Genomic DNA, 15,635 nt, shown 5'->3' with positions numbered 1-15,635 from the left:
CTTAGTAAGCCCGCAGCGTCTGGAACACGGCTGCCAGCTTGTTAGCATCTTTTATGCCCGGCGCGCTTTCGACGCCAGAATTGAAGTCCAGTCCCGCGCAGCCGGCTTTCGCCGCTTCCACGCAGTTATCGGCGCCCAGTCCGCCCGCGAGCAGCACATTATCCAGCGTCTGACCGGCAAGCAGCGACCAGTCGAAACGCTGCCCGGTGCCGCCCTGGCCATTGTCGAAGACATATTTATCGACATGATTTAAATCGCGCGCCGGTAAAGATTCTTTCACGCTAAGCGCCTTCCAGATCTGCACCTTTTCCGGCAGCTGAGCGCGCAACTCGTCAATGTAGGCCTGCTCTTCGTCACCGTGAAGCTGGACCGCCGCGAGTGAAAACTGAGCCGCTTTCTGCGCCACGTCGTTCAGCGGACTGTTACGGAAAACGCCGACGTAACGCAGCGGAGCCGCGGCCATCACCGAAGCGGCTTTCTCATCGCTGACAAAGCGCGGCGAGGAAGGCACGAATATCAGCCCGCCGTAAATTGCGCCCGCTTGATGCGCGACGCGGGCGTCTTCCGCACGGGTCAGGCCGCAGACTTTGTTCTCACCGAGCGTCACACGGCGTACCGCTGCGTTCAGATCCTCATCGCCCATCAGCGCGGAGCCAATCAGAAAACCGTTGGCAAAATGGCTTAACTCGCGGATCTGGCCGTAAGTGCTGATGCCGGATTCGCTAATTACCGTTACGCCGTGGCTCAGTCGCGGCGCCAGCTGACGCGTGCGGTTCAGATCGATTGAGAGATCGCGCAGGTCGCGGTTGTTAATGCCGACCACTTTCGCTTCCAGCTCAATAGCGCGCTCAAGCTCTTCTTCATTACTGACTTCTGTCAGCACGCCCATATTCAGGCTGTGGGCCACGGCGGCGAGCTGGCGATACTGGTCATCATCCAGTACGGAAAGCATCAGCAGGCAGGCGTCGGCCTGATAAAAGCGCGCCAGGTAAATCTGGTATGCGTCGATGATAAAATCTTTGCACAGCACCGGCTGGGTCACGATTTCGCTGACCACAGGCAGGAAATCAAAGCTGCCCTGGAAATATTTTTCGTCGGTCAGGACGGAAATGGCGGCAGCGTAATGCTTATACACGCCGGCAATACGCGCCGGGTCGAAATCATCGCGAATCACGCCTTTAGACGGAGACGCCTTTTTGCATTCAAGGATAAACGCGGTACGCGCGCCCTGCAGCGCATGGTAGAAGCTGCGAGTGGCAGGGGTGACGTCGTTCTGAAAACTTGCCAGGGGCTGCTGCTTTTTACGCGCTTCAACCCAAATCGCCTTATCCGCGACGATTTTCGTTAATACGGTGTCCTGCATTTCTTATCCTCTTGCTGCCAGTGAGGTGACGCGGTCGTAGGCTGCGCCGCTGCGCAATACGTCCAGCACCCGTTGTGCGTTTGCCCTGAGATCTTCCTGGCCGTGCAGGCGCATCAGCATGGCTACGTTCGCCGCGACGGCTGACTCGTGAGCGATCTCTCCTTTACCTTGTAGCAGGCGGGTAAGAATGTCACGGTTTTCTTCCGGCGTGCCGCCTGCGAGCTGATCCTGATGATAGGCCGGCAGGCCAAAATCTTCGGCGGTCAGCTGATAGCTTTTGATATCCCCATGATTAAGCTCGGCAACCTGCGTTGGCGCATGCAGGGAAACCTCATCCATTCCGCCGCTGTGCACGACGGCCGCGCGCCTGTAACCCAGCACGCGAAGCGTCTCGGCAATCGGCAACACCAGTTCGGCGCTGTAAACGCCAATCAGCGCAAGCGGCGGATGGGCCGGGTTAATCAGCGGGCCTAACACGTTAAACAGCGTGCGGGTTTTCAGCTGCTGGCGTACCGGCATGGCGTGACGGAAACCCGTGTGGTATTTCGGCGCGAACAGAAAGCACACGCCCAGATCGTCCAGCGCCTGACGAGAAGCTTCCGCGCTCATGTCCAGGTTGATGCCGAAGGCCGCCAGCAAATCTGAAGAGCCGGAACGGCTGGATACGCTACGGTTGCCGTGCTTGGCAACCTTCATACCTACGGCCGCCGCGACAAACGCGCTGGCGGTAGAGATATTGATGCTGTTGCTGCCGTCGCCGCCGGTGCCGACGATATCGGCAAACTGATAGTCCGGGCTCGGGAAGGGCGCCGCGGCTTCAAGCAGGGCTGAAGCGGCCCCGGCGATTTCGTTCGGATGTTCGCCGCGCACCTTCATGCTTACCAGCGCGGCGGCCAGCTGCTCCGGCTTCAGCTCGCCGCGGACGATGGCAGAAAAAAGCTGGTGGCTCTCTTCCCGGCTCAGCGTCTGCGCCTGGTACAGCTTGTCCAGAATCGGCTGCAGCGTATTGGTTTGTTTTAACTTCAGCAGCGCCCAGTCGAGGGTTTGCTCCAGCAGGCGCGCGCCCTGGGTGGTCAGAATGGATTCCGGGTGGAACTGGAAGCCGCATACGCGGTCCGCATCGTGGCGCACGGCCATCACCATCCCGTCAAAATGCGCGTTAATGGTTAAGCCCGCAGGAATATTGCTGCCGACCAGCGAGTGATAGCGCGCCACCGGCAGCGGATTAGGCAGCCCGGCAAACATCGCTTCACCGTCGTGGGAAATGACGGACGCCTTGCCGTGCAGGATTTCACCAGCCTGGCCGACATAGCCGCCGTAGGCCTCAACAATCGCCTGATGACCCAGGCAAATACCAATAATCGGCAGCTTGCCGCGCAGGCGAGTCAATAACTCAGGCATGCAGCCGGCTTCACTTGGTGCGCCGGGGCCCGGAGAGAGCATCAGCACCGGGTTATCCATCGTTGCCAGACGTTCAATTAGCGTCTGGGCCGGAACGTGGTTGCGATAGATAACCACGTTATGTCCGTTAGCACGCAGCTGATCTGCCAGGTTATAGGTGAAGGAATCGATGTTATCGAGCAGCAGAATGTCAGCCATCAGAAAATCTCCTTTGCATGGTGCGCGGTGGCGATAGCGCGCAGAACAGCGCGGGCTTTATTACGGGTTTCGTCGGCTTCAGATTGCGGTACGGAGTCCAGCACTACGCCAGCGCCTGCCTGAACGGTGGCAATGCCGTTTTCGACGTAGGCGGAGCGAATCACGATGCAGGTATCAAGATCGCCGTGAGCGGTAAAGTAACCAACGGCGCCGCCGTAGCTGCCGCGACGCACGCCTTCGGCTTTGGCAATCAGCTGCATGGCGCGAACTTTTGGCGCGCCGCTAAGCGTGCCCATGTTCATGCAGGCGCGGTAAGCGTGCAGCACGTCCAGATCGCTACGCAGCTCGCCCACAACGCGTGAAACCAGATGCATGACGAAGGAATAGCGGTCGACTTTAGTAAGGTCTGCAACATAGCGGCTGCCCGGCGTACAGATACGCGCAAGATCGTTACGCGCAAGGTCCACCAGCATCAGATGCTCGGACATCTCCTTATGGTCGGTGCGCATTTCCAGCTCAAAACGGCTGTCGAGATCGCGATCGAGCGAGCCGTCCGCGCGGCGGCCGCGAGGACGGGTGCCCGCGATGGGGTAGATTTCAATCTGGCGTGAAGCCGCGTCGTATTTCAGCGAGCTTTCAGGCGATGCGCCGAACAGCGTAAAATCGTTGTCCTGCATAAAGAACATATAAGGGCTTGGATTACTTTTCTTCAGGGTCTGATAAGCCGCCAGCGGGGAGGGGCAAGGCAGGGAGAAGCGGCGGGACGGCACCACCTGGAAAATTTCCCCGGCACGAATCGCTTTTTGCATATGACGCACCACGGCGCCGTACTCTTCATCGCTCTGATTGCATTCGCAGCTCATCTGCTCGACTTTATGCACCGGCAGCGCGGCTGGCGTTTCCTGCAGCTGGCCGCAAAGCTGTTCAGCGCGCTGCAGCAGGCGGGTTTTTTCTGCTGCGGATGGGGTGAAGAGGCTGGCCTGAATGCGGGTTTGTTTTTTCTGATGGTCAATTACCAGCAGGGTTTCCGCCAGATAGAAGCAGTAATCAGGGCAGCTGTTATCCTGTTTCAGGGAAGGCAAATCCTCGAAGCCGGCCACCAGATCGTAGGCGAACAGGCCGCCGAAGAACATCGCTTCGCGCTCGCGCTCCGGCACGGTGACCAGCTCCTGCATCAGGCGGAATGCGTCAAATACGGAAAGCGAGCACAGGCGGGCATCTTCGTCCAGCAGCTGGCTGACCGCAGGGAAATGAAGCACGCGGCCCTGAGGCAGATGTTCGTTTTGCACGCCTGCCGGTAACGCCGCATCCAGCAAAGGAAGCAGGGAGGCGCCGTTAGCTGAAAGCGCCTGAATAGTGACAGTGTCACCCATTGCGGTGAGGCGTAACGCGCTGTCCACCAGCAGCAGGCTTTTGAGATCGTCTTTACTGTCGATATCAGCGGATTCAAGCAAAAGCGTAGCCGGACGGGCGCCGCACAGCTGGTGGAATACGGCGGTGGGGTTGTCCCGGTACGGCGCATCTTTGGTCAGTAATTCGAGCGCTGGTTTTTGTGGTTGCATTGTTTGCTCTCAGTGTTTTTGTTCAAAAAAAAGCCCGCTGCGATGGCGGGCCTGGTATCCGGGCTGATTAACAGCCAAAGCGATGACACTGCCCGTTTCAGGAAGTGCGCCACCAGCTGCTGTGCATATTGTGAATCGCTTTCATTTTCAGATACCTTTCTTGTGTGAACTTGCGTACTAGTTAACTGGTTCAGCGGGATAAAGTCAATAGCGATTTTTAGTTAGTCCTGAATATCGCTATGATGGGCGGCGTTTTTCATTTTTTTAACAGTAGCGGAGCCATTTTGAGCGAACCTTCCCTTGCGGTGATTTACGATTTACATAGCCATACCACCGCCTCAGATGGCCTTTTAACGCCCCAGGCGCTGGTGCAGCGCGCGGTAGACAATCGCGTGGGCATACTTGCTATCACCGATCACGACACCGTCGCAGGACTGCCTGCGGCGAAGGCGGAAATCGCTGAAAAACAACTCCCTGTACAGTTGATCAGCGGCGTGGAAATTTCAACCGTCTGGGAAAATCACGAGATCCATATCGTCGGCCTGGGCATTGATGGATATCATCCGGCGCTGGTGGCGTTTCTGGCGGAACAAACTCTGCGCCGGACTCAGCGTGCCGAACTGATAGCCGAAAGGCTCGACAAAGCCAATATTCCCGGCGCGCTTGAGGGCGCGCTGCGTCTTGCTAACGGCGGCGCCGTTACGCGCGGGCACTTCGCTCGTTTTCTGGTCGAGTGCGGCAAAGCCAACACGATGGCGAACGTCTTTAAGAAGTATCTCGCAAAAGGGAAAACGGGATACGTTCCGCCGCAGTGGTGTACAATAGAACAAGCTATTGAAGTGATTCATCATTCCGGCGGGCAGGCCGTACTGGCGCATCCTGGCCGTTATGACCTGACCGCAAAATGGCTGAAAAGATTGCTGGCGCAGTTTGCGCAAAGTGGTGGCGATGCCATGGAAGTTGCGCAGTGCCAGCAAGCCCCCAATGAAAGAACCGTACTTGCGGGCTATTCACGCCAGTTTAACCTGCTGGCTTCACAGGGCTCTGATTTCCATCAGCCCTGTTCGTGGATAGAGCTGGGACGCAAGCTATGGCTGCCTGCGGGCGTCGAGCCGGTATGGCGGGAATGGGGAAGCAGCCTCATCGCAAAAGAGAGGGCAGTATGAGCCAGTTTTTCTATATTCATCCGGACAATCCGCAGCAGCGCCTGATTAATCAGGCCGTGGAAATCGTTCGTAAAGGCGGCGTTATCGTCTATCCAACCGATTCCGGCTATGCGCTGGGCTGCAAGCTGGAAGACAAAACGGCAATGGAGCGCATCTGCCGCATCCGTCATTTGCCGGACGGGCATAACTTCACGCTGATGTGCCGCGATTTATCGGAGCTTTCAACCTACGCGTTTGTTGATAACGTGGCGTTCCGCTTAATCAAAAACAATACGCCGGGTAATTACACTTTTATCCTGAAAGGCACCAAAGACGTTCCGCGCCGCCTGCTGCAGGAAAAACGGAAAACTATCGGACTGCGCGTTCCTTCTAACCCTATTGCACAGGCGTTACTGGAAGTGCTTGACCAGCCGATACTTTCTACTTCATTGATGATGCCCGGCAGCGAATTTACCGAGTCAGACCCGGAAGAGATTAAAGACCGCCTGGAAAAAGTGGTGGATCTTGTGATCCACGGCGGCTATCTCGGTCAGCAGCCTACAACGGTGATTGATTTAACGGATGACGCGCCGGTTGTGGTCCGCGAAGGCGTTGGCGACGTTAAACCTTTCTTATAAATCTGGCTGCGGCTATACTGTGCGGCCTGAAATGGGGTTTAAACCCCGTTACTCCAATTCGACGCCTGTGAAGGCGCACAAGATAAATATAAAATCCATCATAATCAATGGGTTGATATATTTCTAAAAATGGTTGTTACCAGTTTGTGTGACAGCCATTAGCCACATCTTTACTCTCATCATATATGTACATCTTACTCTTCCATTTTACGTTTCTGCATAATGGCTCTGCACGTAGTTTTACCACCAACGGCCTAAATGGTTTCTTATACCTAAATCAGATAGTTGCACAAACTATGCTCGATAGTTAATCTAAGTTAAATCTTAGATTGCAAGAGTTATGATGATGTCCGCAAAATCTAAAAGAACATACAAGTACGGTGACCAACCGATAAGAATCACTACTGTTCAAGTGGTTGAGGAACAGTTTGGAGGGGCAGCAACAGCTAAGCAAGTAGATGATTATCTTAGAAAGTTATTCCCGCATTATAAAGACGATACTTGGCTTAATCTCATAGTTAACACAGTCAACTTTAACCGTAGCTACTGGAGTTTTAATAAAACAGCCAGAAGGACTGATGATGTAACCCATCGTCATCATGAGTATGACCGCTTATTCAAGCGAGGGAACATTTTTGAAATATATCAACCCTCTATTCATGGAGTGTGGGAGTTGTACCAAGATCAACAAGGCCAATGGTGTTACCGTAAGGTAAAATCTGAGTTTGAAAAGGCTGTTGATGCTGCGTCACAACTTTCCCCATCAGAACGCAAAGAGATTTTGGTAACGGAGAGTAAAACTCCTGAGCTAATCGTGGTAACGACCCGAGTCTATAAGCGAAGCCCATGTGTAGTTGCCGAAGTTCTGTCAAGGGCAAATGGCAAGTGCCAAAGCTGTAAGCGTGATGCTCCTTTCTTTAAAGAAGATGGCGTACCATTTCTTGAGGTTCATCACATTGAATGGCTTTCTAACGGTGGCGAGGATTCTGTGGAAAATGCCCTTGCATTATGCCCGAACTGTCACAGACAGGCGCATTATGGCGTATTGGAGTTAGTACCCATTAATAAATAAACCTAAGTATTATGGAGCCGATTTGTTCTGCTTTTAGCACTGGGAACTGATCCTACATATAAATTATAGAGGACGATTTTTTATCCGAGAATTTGACCTGCCCCCATTTATTGGTGCTAAGAATTGTTAGGTAAATATCCATCGGCATTAGCGACAATCCCTAACTTCCGCTTACCGCTCGTTATCGACTGTCAGTTTTAATCGTGCTCTGATACAGAAGAAGGGCTGAACAACTCTAACCCAATACAACATAGCAATTTACCTATGCCTTAAGTCAATGTTTTAATGACAATGATTCTCATTTATAGGTTTTTATGATAAACTATCAATCAAGTTATTTGACTTAAAGAGAGTATATATTGCATACAGAGTTCATTTTGCCTGCCTTTACCCTCCCTGCGAAGAATGAGCGTAAGGGTGTGGTAACTATCCTGAAGTCAGCAGGATTAACACTGACAACTCCACGCATTAATATTTTGTATCACCTCACTCAAATTTCTATTCCTGTTACTGCGTCAGAGTTTTCAAAACTCTTAGATATCCCGCTTTCAACAACACACCGCAATCTTTCAATATTGGCTTGTGCTGGTTTAGCCAATTACATTATCGACCGATCAGGTGTATCCCGCTGGTTTTTGTTGATAAAGGGTAAAACTAATTTTTGCCCATGCTGCAATCAAAGGTTCACGATCTCTGGCTAGAAGCGGTTGCACGATACAAAAAAGAGTGATAATGTGATGTGGAATGGTGACTCTTTACCAGAAACTTTTCTAAGTAAAAATTTTCAGTATTGCCTGTGCTCCAGCGCCAGAAGTGGCCTCGGTGTGCTGGGCTTTTTGTGCTTCTGTATTCTACTGGTTTTTATTAATACCTATATCCAATATGAGGATCTATCTGACACTACTTAAGGAGGCGTATGCAGCAATCAATCTCATCTGTACAACACCCAGCTAATTTATTTACATCTCACCGTGACAACGGACATTACACCCTAATCCATTCCTCAACCTATCTTCACGATGGTTTGATCTATGAGCTTAACCATGACCCGTTAAGCAAGCTAAGCCACCCAATACGAAAAGAAATTATCGATCGATTCATCGATCAGCTACAAGCTATGCTCACGCATTATGACGAACTGTACGGATTCCGCTTTGATTTATCTGTACCTGAAGGAATGCCCGTTGCTGAAAGCAACAGATTGATTAGCGAGCTGTTTACCCGTCTGCGTGGTGAATTCACAGCAAAGGCTTGGAATAGCCAACCAATTAAAAAATTCGGATATGGTTGGGTTAGGGAAAAAGAAAAGTCTAAACAAGTTCATTACCACTGCTGGATTACCTTGCCATACTTTCAAGTCAGAACAGCGGGATTTGGCGATAAGGGAATGATTGGGCGTATCAGTCGAATCTGGTCAGAACTCACGAGTGGCGTTTCCCGTGTTCATCTTCCTGATGGTCGATACAGAATCAAAAGAGGTGACCATGACTCGTTGGTGGATATGGTAGAAAGAATCTCATATCTTGCCAAGAATCGCGGGAAGTATTCTAATGGTAAAGGGCAGCAAACATTCTCAGCTTCGAGGGTAAAATTTAAGACGGCTAATACGCTGCATTAAAATCCTTCGTAGGAAGCTCTGTATTCAATTTTGAATTGCAAGCTGTACCATCGCATTACCTATATAGTGAAACCATCTCAGGGAGCTATACGGACTGCTTGGCAGACTGCTTTATACATCACCTCGACTTGCATTTAAATTACTGAGCATTATTCTCAATCATGCTTAGCAAATGACCTGAGGGCTGCCGCTCACATCGGCGTAGCCCTTTTTGTTTTCTCAGTTTATCTGTTGGATAACACGCGATATTATACAAAAATAATGTAATTAAGAGCACTAAACAATCATTACGTACTTTAGTCAGCACTATCTTTCACTTATGAAATCCCGCAGCATCTACCAGCCAATCTAAACCCTCAGCACTAATACGTTTCATTATTTCTTCTAAGGCGAGAGCATCTGGATTATCAAACGCATTTTGCATCATTGAATACAGTTGAGCAGAACAGAGAAAGCACATCCTGCTCAGTGATGAAGCAAGGCAAATACTTTCATTTGCTTCATCTTCGGTCTGATATATCTCTCCATGAACCAAAATAGAACGGGCTCTGTATACTTTGAGGGCCTGATCGTAGACTTTGTGATCGCCGTCACAACCGAATGCGTCCAGAATATTCTTGATTCTTCCTGCAAATACTTTAGTACGTCCCGACTCAAATTTTCCGAAGAACAATCGCTCAATTGCAGATACGTACTTAACAATACTTGAAGACGGGTTTGAATCCGTTGCCGCGTCTCCAAACCAATTAATGGCATCAATGAGACGTTGATGGAGATGACTGGTTTCTATGGGATTGACTATTGGTAACAAGGCAGAACCAAGGATTGCTAACTCTAAATCGCATTTCATCAATGCCTTATACCAATTGATTATCCCGACAGGACCTAAAGAATTAGCGCCGACACTTGCGTGAATTACACCATCCGCGTCAGAGTATAAATGAGCTGTATGTAAGGCATTACTTCGAGACCATGCTAGTCTGATTTTCCGAGTTGGTTCAGCTCCCAAGAGGATACGGATAATATGAATTGCCAATTCAGTTGCTTGGATGGCCCGTTCTTGAGAGGTCACTTCGTCACAATCAGTGACTTTAATACTTGCAACCCACGGATAGTCTTTATATATCTTGATAGCGCGTTTCTGAAATTCTCCAACAAATTTTCTTGATTCATCTGGGGTGGGCACATTCTCTTGAAAGAATCCTTGAGTGATCGCAGCAGTTACACTCTTAATATGAGCATTCGTGTTTATATCAACGCTATGTCTGAACACTGACTTTTTGTCCTTGAAGAACATGGCGTTTTGAGTGAATGTGACTGGACCAACGGTAAACTCTGTGGGAGCATCATCGCCGAAGAGTACGCATGGTAGGTAGTGTTCCCTGACTACGAGCTTATTTCTTAAAATTGCCAAAGCATCTTGGAGAACCATCATCGCCGTCTCCTGATTAGCTTCACGTGCTTCCTGCAATACCTTTGATACAAAAGCATCAGTTACGGCTTTTCTTGCTTGTTGGCTACTTACGCGACGACCCAGGCAGGTATCCAATTTAAGAGCCAAATCTGCAAGCTCACCTAACTTGTTCCATGCGATAGAACCACACTGGAGGTTACCACTTCCTTTCGGATGGGGGATTTGGCAGAAAGCCTCTCTGGGATGTTTGCGTAAGTAGGCCATCAGTTCATTGGGCGGCATTTTTGCAAATCGAAGGAGTTGTCGATTAATAAATTCAATACATTTCAACGCTCGTTTAGCTATATTTTCTTTCGTCGCTGCGTTCATTTGATAAATATACACTCCACTGAAAATGACCTGAGTATGGATTAGATGCGAAAGAGGCTGTAATTTTAAGCTATATTCACGGCTGAAAATATATCAGCATCAGTACAAACCAGTAGATTTTTATAGCTATATTATTCCGCTACGATGTTCCAGTTCCGCTTTATGGTTGGAAGGCTTACACCTAATTCAAGAGCTGCTTTGGACTGGCTCAAACCTTTAGCTTTGGCTCTTTGAACACGTTCTCGTGTGTCTGTAGCAACAGGACGGCCTAACCGTTTTCCTTCCTGTTTTGCACGATCAAGTCCTTCTTTGGTTCGTTCTATTATTCGGGATTTTTCGAACTCAGCGAAAGCAGAGAACATTTGTAGCATTAACTTTCCTTCTGCACTCGTGAGATTACGAACGGGCAGATCCAATGAAACAACTTCAATGCCACGCTTAACAAGCATATCAATAGTTTGTTGTACGTCTATGTTATCACGGCCCAAACGGTCTAGTTTGAGCACGATAAGCCGATCACCTGACTCCAGCTTGTGATTTACCATATCGGCAAAAGCTTTACGCTTCATTGCCTGTACCCCACCGGAAACAACTTCCGACACTACACGGTTATCGAGTACATCATAACCCGCCTGACGGATCGCTATGATTTGGTTTTCGGTCGCTTGCTCGCTGGTGGACACACGACAATATGCAAAAGCACGGCTCATAAAATCCTCTCAAGTGGTATCAAAAACGGTATCATAATTGATCGGTGGTATCATTATGTCAATATGGTAATTTATTGATACCATTTGTGAGGTAAATAAATTGGTATCGTAAAACGTTCGATTGTTGATACCAGAATACCTACGTAACGAAACATGCTTCTGATATTTGAAAATCATCAAGAGTACATTTTTCATACACTGGAAAGGTGCTGGATCGATATGTTCATGCGCTGCTGGTATTCCAAGCCTTAGAGTTAGAAGCGATAAAATTTCCAAGGGGGAGCGAGTCAGGGAGAGATTTCCTGACCCTCAAGTTGACTAGTCTATCTTGCAGTTACTGCCGGAAGGTGAACCAACCAAAAGCATCATTTTATCGCATGTAATGGTTGTTTTTTGCCCTTTCTTCAATTTTGCTGCCTTAGTTCTTTCGCCATCATCCATGCTAAGGCGAACAGGCATAAACTGATTCCCGGTCTGAAATTCAATAACTACATCACCTTTAAAGTCTTTTCGGATTCCCTGAATAACGCCAGTAATCCCAACTTTTCGGCCAGCTATCTTGTCATCAGCTGCGATCTCATTCTCTCTGTAGAGAGTAATCAAAGATTTTGCAGTAGTTTGGTAAACCGAAGCGTTTTTAAAGGCTATTGCCAATTGGGATGGTTCAGACATGAGCTCCTGGATTGAACCGTCAATAAGCTCGCCTTGCTTGAGAAAGTAACTCCCCAACTCTGCACAATTGTTTATCCTGACCCCATTTTTCATTGGCCCCCAACCATTTTCTTTAAACCAGCTACCAATTCGCGAACCGAGGACGATTGAATCGTGGATCTCCGCATAGCTATCTGATTTTTTTTTCATCCCTTGAGTTGCGTCATCAATTGCATCGTCAATTGAACCATCATTCATTGCCTGTTCACATCCTGAGGTCACTAGTTTCCCTACATACGCTGCTATTTGTTCCTTATCAAGCTGTGCGCCGTTTGTGTTGAGGTCACTCCCGGTAGTCGTATCAGCAAATACGCAACCATAGAAATTAACCCCCAAAATTAATGCAAGAATCCTTTTCAAATCAGCCTCCATAGCTGTGTAAATAATATTCAGGTTCTTATTCAGTACCGTTGAGCCTTCGCAGTAGGAATTGGGATAAAGCAAGAGATTCCTCCCCTGAACTGCTGTTACTCGATTAGACCACTCAGCGGCGATAGCGTAACGTAAATGTAATTATTGTCGCGCTCCTCAATGGCAATCGGCATATCTATACCATTCGACAATACCGCCTTAGCGCGATAGTGCTTATCTGAAACCTTTTTCACATCCTCAACAGCAAGGCATTGCACATCGCTCTCTTTGTCCTTGAAAATCGATGTGGTGATTTCACAGGCCGATGTTTTCAGTGCTTCGTTATCATCGATGGTCGTACTGATAATAGCTGCACCAAGCCCGATAACAAGATAAGCAAAGAACCATGCCCATCTTTGAGCCTTCTTCATCCCTTCAGCCTTAGCCCGTCCATAAATGTAAATTGGTGGGAAAGTGATGATCCCTAGAGCCGACCCAGCAAAGCCGACATAATTCTCGTCAGTTTTCTTAAGCTCTCACAGGTCTAGACCGATGCAGATAAGTGCCACAACAGCAAAAGCCGCAAAAGCTGCCTTATCATTCATTGTGAAGTAGTAAGCGTTAGGAAGCACCAGAGGCGCAGCCATGTAGAGGTAGAAATACAGGTTGTTATTTTTCAGTTTGTTAGTAGTCAAAACCTCAATCCTTTCATGCTGTGAGGTAGAAATTTCAGGTGGTTACACCGACTGGAAGTTGTAAAACAAAACAGCAAAATCCGATTCATCATTAATCACTTTAATCGATCGAAGTTATAAAATCGATCGGTTAAATTGATCAATGTAGTTACTATAATCACCTGAACGGAATAAGGCTACTAAGTAGGCATGATTGGTGAGCAACGACATTGAGAGGTTAGGAATGAAAGGTACTGTAATGATATTTTGCGGTTTATTGTTGCCGCTTAGCGCCAATGCGGGGCAAATAACAATGAGCAACCCGCAACAGACAACCACAGGGAACGGTCGTACCTTGTGCATCTATTCCAACAGCATCTACACCTTTACCTATGTAACCAGCTCAAAGCACTGTCCCTACAGCAGGACCTTCGATACGGCTGACAGCGAGTAAGGTCTCAGGACTTTTGTTGCGATACAAAATGGGATAAAGTCTGCGACACAAGTCAACCCCAGCGCTGTAGATGCCTGACGTATGGTTGAACGAAGCCGCCTTATCGGCTAGCTTCACTCTTTAGAAAACCCCGCTTCGGCGGGGTTTTGCTTTGATGGCAGCAGCAAGTCATGTCTCGATGAGAAGAAAGTAGATCGTATTTACTCCTGGAAATCCACAACGCATAGTAGGTCTTTCAACGGTGGGCGATGCGTGTAAATGGACGTCACCCCCAAACTTTGACTTCTTGAGTGCCCGACTACAAATTGCATAAGCGGAACAGATACACCAGAAGCAAGGCAGCCACTCATGAACGTGTGTCGCAAACTGTGAATGCGTCTCTTTAGACCAAATTCGTCATAATCAGGGATACCAAGTTCTTCCATTATGCCGATCCATTCGTCGGTCGTTGCGGTGTAGTTTGGCAATCTATTAAACACGAGGTCATTGGTTTTTAGCTGAGAAATCAGTTTAAGTAATCCGGTCTCTAACGCCTTGTGTAACGGGATTTGGCGCTGTGCATGATCAGTTTTGCCTTCTTCTATAAATATGTACCAACGGCCTGTCACCTCGTCCTGTCGAATGTCTTTCTTCTTGATTGTCGCCAATTCTCCACGGCGGGCGCCCGTATAGATAAGAGCGAGAAAATACCATTTTCTCCAGTCTGTATTATCAAGTGAAAATAGCTTGGTTGAAAGCTTCGCAAGTTCACTCGCGTTGTAGTGTCCCCGTCTATTTGGCCTTACCTCGAAAGAAATACCGTCAGTCGGGGATATCTCCAATAGATCTTTCGTGTCTACCAAATACGTCTTGAAGAGAGAACGCCAGATCTTGAGGTGCTTTTCGACGTGCTGACTACTCAATAAATCATCTTCAGGGACGTCATAATCGATACATTCTTTCAATGGCAAATGTTTGTAGGGTAGCTTGATACGAGTAGGGAGGTTTTTCGTGACTTTCAATGTTTCCCGAATATCTTGCTTTGTGACTAGGTCAATTGGCTTATCACCGACAACGTACAGCAGTACATCAAAGAAGCGTTGGTTCTCATTGGCGATGCTTCGGCGCCATTTTTGACCCTTATCTTTAACGTACTGCGCCCACGCTCCAGAGAGTTTGATAGATTTGCTCGTGGTTTCATTGACTTCAGTGAGAAGGTGAGAGGTCTTTGCAATTTTAACAACTGGTTCTGAATTAAGCTTTGCTTCTGCCAACTGTTCTTGTAGGGCTGCTGTTAGCTGGCGAAAACGAACTAAGTCTTTCGAAAAGAATGCTTCATAAGCCTGTGCCAATATTTGCCGGCCCATATCAAGGGACGATGCAACTTGGTTAGCTAGCTGTATATCATCCCTTGAGATTTCAAGTTTCCGCATCTTAAGGGCTGCAAGTATTTCAATAGCGGTCTGATCGCTTCCATCTACCAGACGATTAAAATACAGATCAGCATAACCCTGTGCTTCTTCTACAGTGCCAGATGCTGAGAGCGGAGATCCTGGAAAGATTTGCTTATGGTATTGCCCTAGTTCAGGTATACGTTTCACTTCGTCAACATTGCCCTGAAGGGCACGTAACAGATAATTATCAAAATCTTGCTTAGTGGCAGCTCGGTAGCCCTGAATCTTAAGCTTGAATTGCTCAATACCCATTGTCCCATTCTGAACGAGCGGGATGTATGGGCGGATTTGATTCATGACTATGTAGGCTTGTTTTTGACTGTCAGTACCAAGACTCAGACGCACAAAACTTGTTGAATCATTTAGTCTAAAGTTAGTGTAATATGTGCGCCCACGAATCATTGTGTGTGACAGCTTGTGTGACATATTGTTTGCCATGCTGTGTACCATGAAATAGTTACATATCAGTGAGTTAAGCTGTTGCTGGTGCTAACTCGTTGTTTTTGAAAGTATACCAGACGC

Annotated in this window: 14 protein-coding genes and 1 other annotated feature; of the genes, 5 read left to right on the top strand and 9 right to left on the bottom strand. The window is 48.5% G+C overall.

Translation table 11 applies throughout. The features are described 5' to 3' along the window. Position 1: 1 nt before the first annotated feature. From trpCF to WLO31_RS11215, 3 genes are read right to left on the bottom strand one after another with little or no spacing between them, the layout of a single operon-like run. Complete coding sequence (trpCF, locus tag WLO31_RS11225; protein WP_435926683.1) at positions 2–1,363, bottom strand: bifunctional indole-3-glycerol-phosphate synthase TrpC/phosphoribosylanthranilate isomerase TrpF; 1,362 nt, start codon at positions 1,361–1,363, stop codon at positions 2–4. 3 nt (positions 1,364–1,366) lie between these two features. Beyond that, positions 1,367–2,962 (bottom strand): bifunctional anthranilate synthase glutamate amidotransferase component TrpG/anthranilate phosphoribosyltransferase TrpD, encoded by a 1,596-nt coding sequence (gene trpD / locus WLO31_RS11220; RefSeq protein WP_435926682.1) that lies wholly within the window; start codon positions 2,960–2,962, stop codon positions 1,367–1,369. Next, entirely contained in the window at positions 2,962–4,524 is a 1,563-nt protein-coding gene (locus tag WLO31_RS11215) for an anthranilate synthase component 1 (protein WP_435926681.1), read from the bottom strand. The genes trpD and WLO31_RS11215 overlap by 1 nt, the downstream gene beginning before the upstream one ends. A gap of 24 nt (positions 4,525–4,548) precedes the next feature. Next, positions 4,549–4,645 (bottom strand) — a sequence feature (Trp leader region). 121 nt (positions 4,646–4,766) lie between these two features. Between WLO31_RS11215 and rnm the strand changes: the two genes are divergently transcribed. The 4 genes from rnm (at position 4,767) to WLO31_RS11195 (ending at position 8,997) form a co-directional block, all read left to right on the top strand. Then, entirely contained in the window at positions 4,767–5,690 is a 924-nt protein-coding gene (gene rnm, locus WLO31_RS11210) for an RNase RNM (RefSeq protein WP_435930589.1), read from the top strand. Beyond that, positions 5,687–6,307 (top strand): L-threonylcarbamoyladenylate synthase, encoded by a 621-nt coding sequence (locus WLO31_RS11205; RefSeq protein ID WP_435926680.1) that lies wholly within the window; start codon positions 5,687–5,689, stop codon positions 6,305–6,307. Before rnm ends, WLO31_RS11205 begins: the two co-directional genes overlap by 4 nt. A 346-nt stretch (positions 6,308–6,653) precedes the next feature. After that, complete coding sequence (locus tag WLO31_RS11200) at positions 6,654–7,379, top strand: HNH endonuclease (protein WP_435930588.1); 726 nt, start codon at positions 6,654–6,656, stop codon at positions 7,377–7,379. A gap of 916 nt (positions 7,380–8,295) precedes the next feature. Then, positions 8,296–8,997 (top strand): YagK/YfjJ domain-containing protein, encoded by a 702-nt coding sequence (locus tag WLO31_RS11195; protein WP_435926679.1) that lies wholly within the window; start codon positions 8,296–8,298, stop codon positions 8,995–8,997. 313 nt (positions 8,998–9,310) lie between these two features. Here WLO31_RS11195 and WLO31_RS11190 read toward each other — a convergent pair whose 3' ends face one another. The 5 genes from WLO31_RS11190 to WLO31_RS11170 form a co-directional block, all read right to left on the bottom strand. Then, the gene (locus tag WLO31_RS11190; protein WP_435926678.1) at positions 9,311–10,780 is read right to left on the bottom strand and encodes a hypothetical protein; all 1,470 of its coding nucleotides are present in this window, start codon (positions 10,778–10,780) and stop codon (positions 9,311–9,313) included. Positions 10,781–10,911: 131 nt separating this feature from the next. After that, on the bottom strand, positions 10,912–11,490 hold the full coding sequence (locus WLO31_RS11185) for a recombinase family protein (protein WP_435926676.1): 579 nt from the start codon (positions 11,488–11,490) through the stop codon (positions 10,912–10,914). Positions 11,491–11,808: 318 nt separating this feature from the next. After that, entirely contained in the window at positions 11,809–12,645 is an 837-nt protein-coding gene (locus tag WLO31_RS11180) for an OB-fold protein (RefSeq protein WP_435926675.1), read from the bottom strand. 23 nt (positions 12,646–12,668) lie between these two features. Further along, positions 12,669–12,983, bottom strand: coding sequence for a hypothetical protein (locus tag WLO31_RS11175; protein WP_435926674.1), 315 nt, complete (start codon positions 12,981–12,983; stop codon positions 12,669–12,671). A gap of 105 nt (positions 12,984–13,088) precedes the next feature. After that, positions 13,089–13,247: a hypothetical protein gene (locus WLO31_RS11170; RefSeq protein WP_435926673.1), complete on the bottom strand. Its 159-nt coding sequence runs from the start codon at positions 13,245–13,247 to the stop codon at positions 13,089–13,091. Positions 13,248–13,470: 223 nt separating this feature from the next. Between WLO31_RS11170 and WLO31_RS11165 the strand changes: the two genes are divergently transcribed. Further along, positions 13,471–13,680 carry a hypothetical protein gene (locus WLO31_RS11165; RefSeq protein ID WP_435926672.1) on the top strand — a complete coding sequence of 70 codons (210 nt, stop codon included), beginning with the start codon at positions 13,471–13,473 and terminating at the stop codon, positions 13,678–13,680. 200 nt (positions 13,681–13,880) lie between these two features. On the opposite strand, the gene WLO31_RS11160 is transcribed toward WLO31_RS11165, so the two are convergent. Next, a complete protein-coding gene (locus tag WLO31_RS11160; protein ID WP_435926671.1) occupies positions 13,881–15,551 on the bottom strand; it encodes a tyrosine-type recombinase/integrase in 1,671 nt (556 codons plus the stop codon). Between the last annotated feature and the right edge of the window lie 84 nt (positions 15,552–15,635).

It is taken from the genome of Dryocola sharpae, from assembly GCF_051307055.1.
Lineage (GTDB): Bacteria > Pseudomonadota > Gammaproteobacteria > Enterobacterales > Enterobacteriaceae > Dryocola.
This window is presented reverse-complemented; position numbering and strand designations above follow the sequence as displayed.

Coding starts and splice junctions, on each gene's coding strand:
- trpCF (WP_435926683.1), bottom strand. CDS start 1,363: ATGCAGGACACCGTATTAACGAAAATCGTCGCGGATAAGGCGATTTGG.
- trpD (WP_435926682.1), bottom strand. CDS start 2,962: ATGGCTGACATTCTGCTGCTCGATAACATCGATTCCTTCACCTATAAC.
- WLO31_RS11215 (WP_435926681.1), bottom strand. CDS start 4,524: ATGCAACCACAAAAACCAGCGCTCGAATTACTGACCAAAGATGCGCCG.
- rnm (WP_435930589.1), top strand. CDS start 4,767: ATGGGCGGCGTTTTTCATTTTTTTAACAGTAGCGGAGCCATTTTGAGC.
- WLO31_RS11205 (WP_435926680.1), top strand. CDS start 5,687: ATGAGCCAGTTTTTCTATATTCATCCGGACAATCCGCAGCAGCGCCTG.
- WLO31_RS11200 (WP_435930588.1), top strand. CDS start 6,654: ATGTCCGCAAAATCTAAAAGAACATACAAGTACGGTGACCAACCGATA.
- WLO31_RS11195 (WP_435926679.1), top strand. CDS start 8,296: ATGCAGCAATCAATCTCATCTGTACAACACCCAGCTAATTTATTTACA.
- WLO31_RS11190 (WP_435926678.1), bottom strand. CDS start 10,780: ATGAACGCAGCGACGAAAGAAAATATAGCTAAACGAGCGTTGAAATGT.
- WLO31_RS11185 (WP_435926676.1), bottom strand. CDS start 11,490: ATGAGCCGTGCTTTTGCATATTGTCGTGTGTCCACCAGCGAGCAAGCG.
- WLO31_RS11175 (WP_435926674.1), bottom strand. CDS start 12,983: ATGAAGAAGGCTCAAAGATGGGCATGGTTCTTTGCTTATCTTGTTATC.
- WLO31_RS11165 (WP_435926672.1), top strand. CDS start 13,471: ATGAAAGGTACTGTAATGATATTTTGCGGTTTATTGTTGCCGCTTAGC.
- WLO31_RS11160 (WP_435926671.1), bottom strand. CDS start 15,551: ATGGCAAACAATATGTCACACAAGCTGTCACACACAATGATTCGTGGG.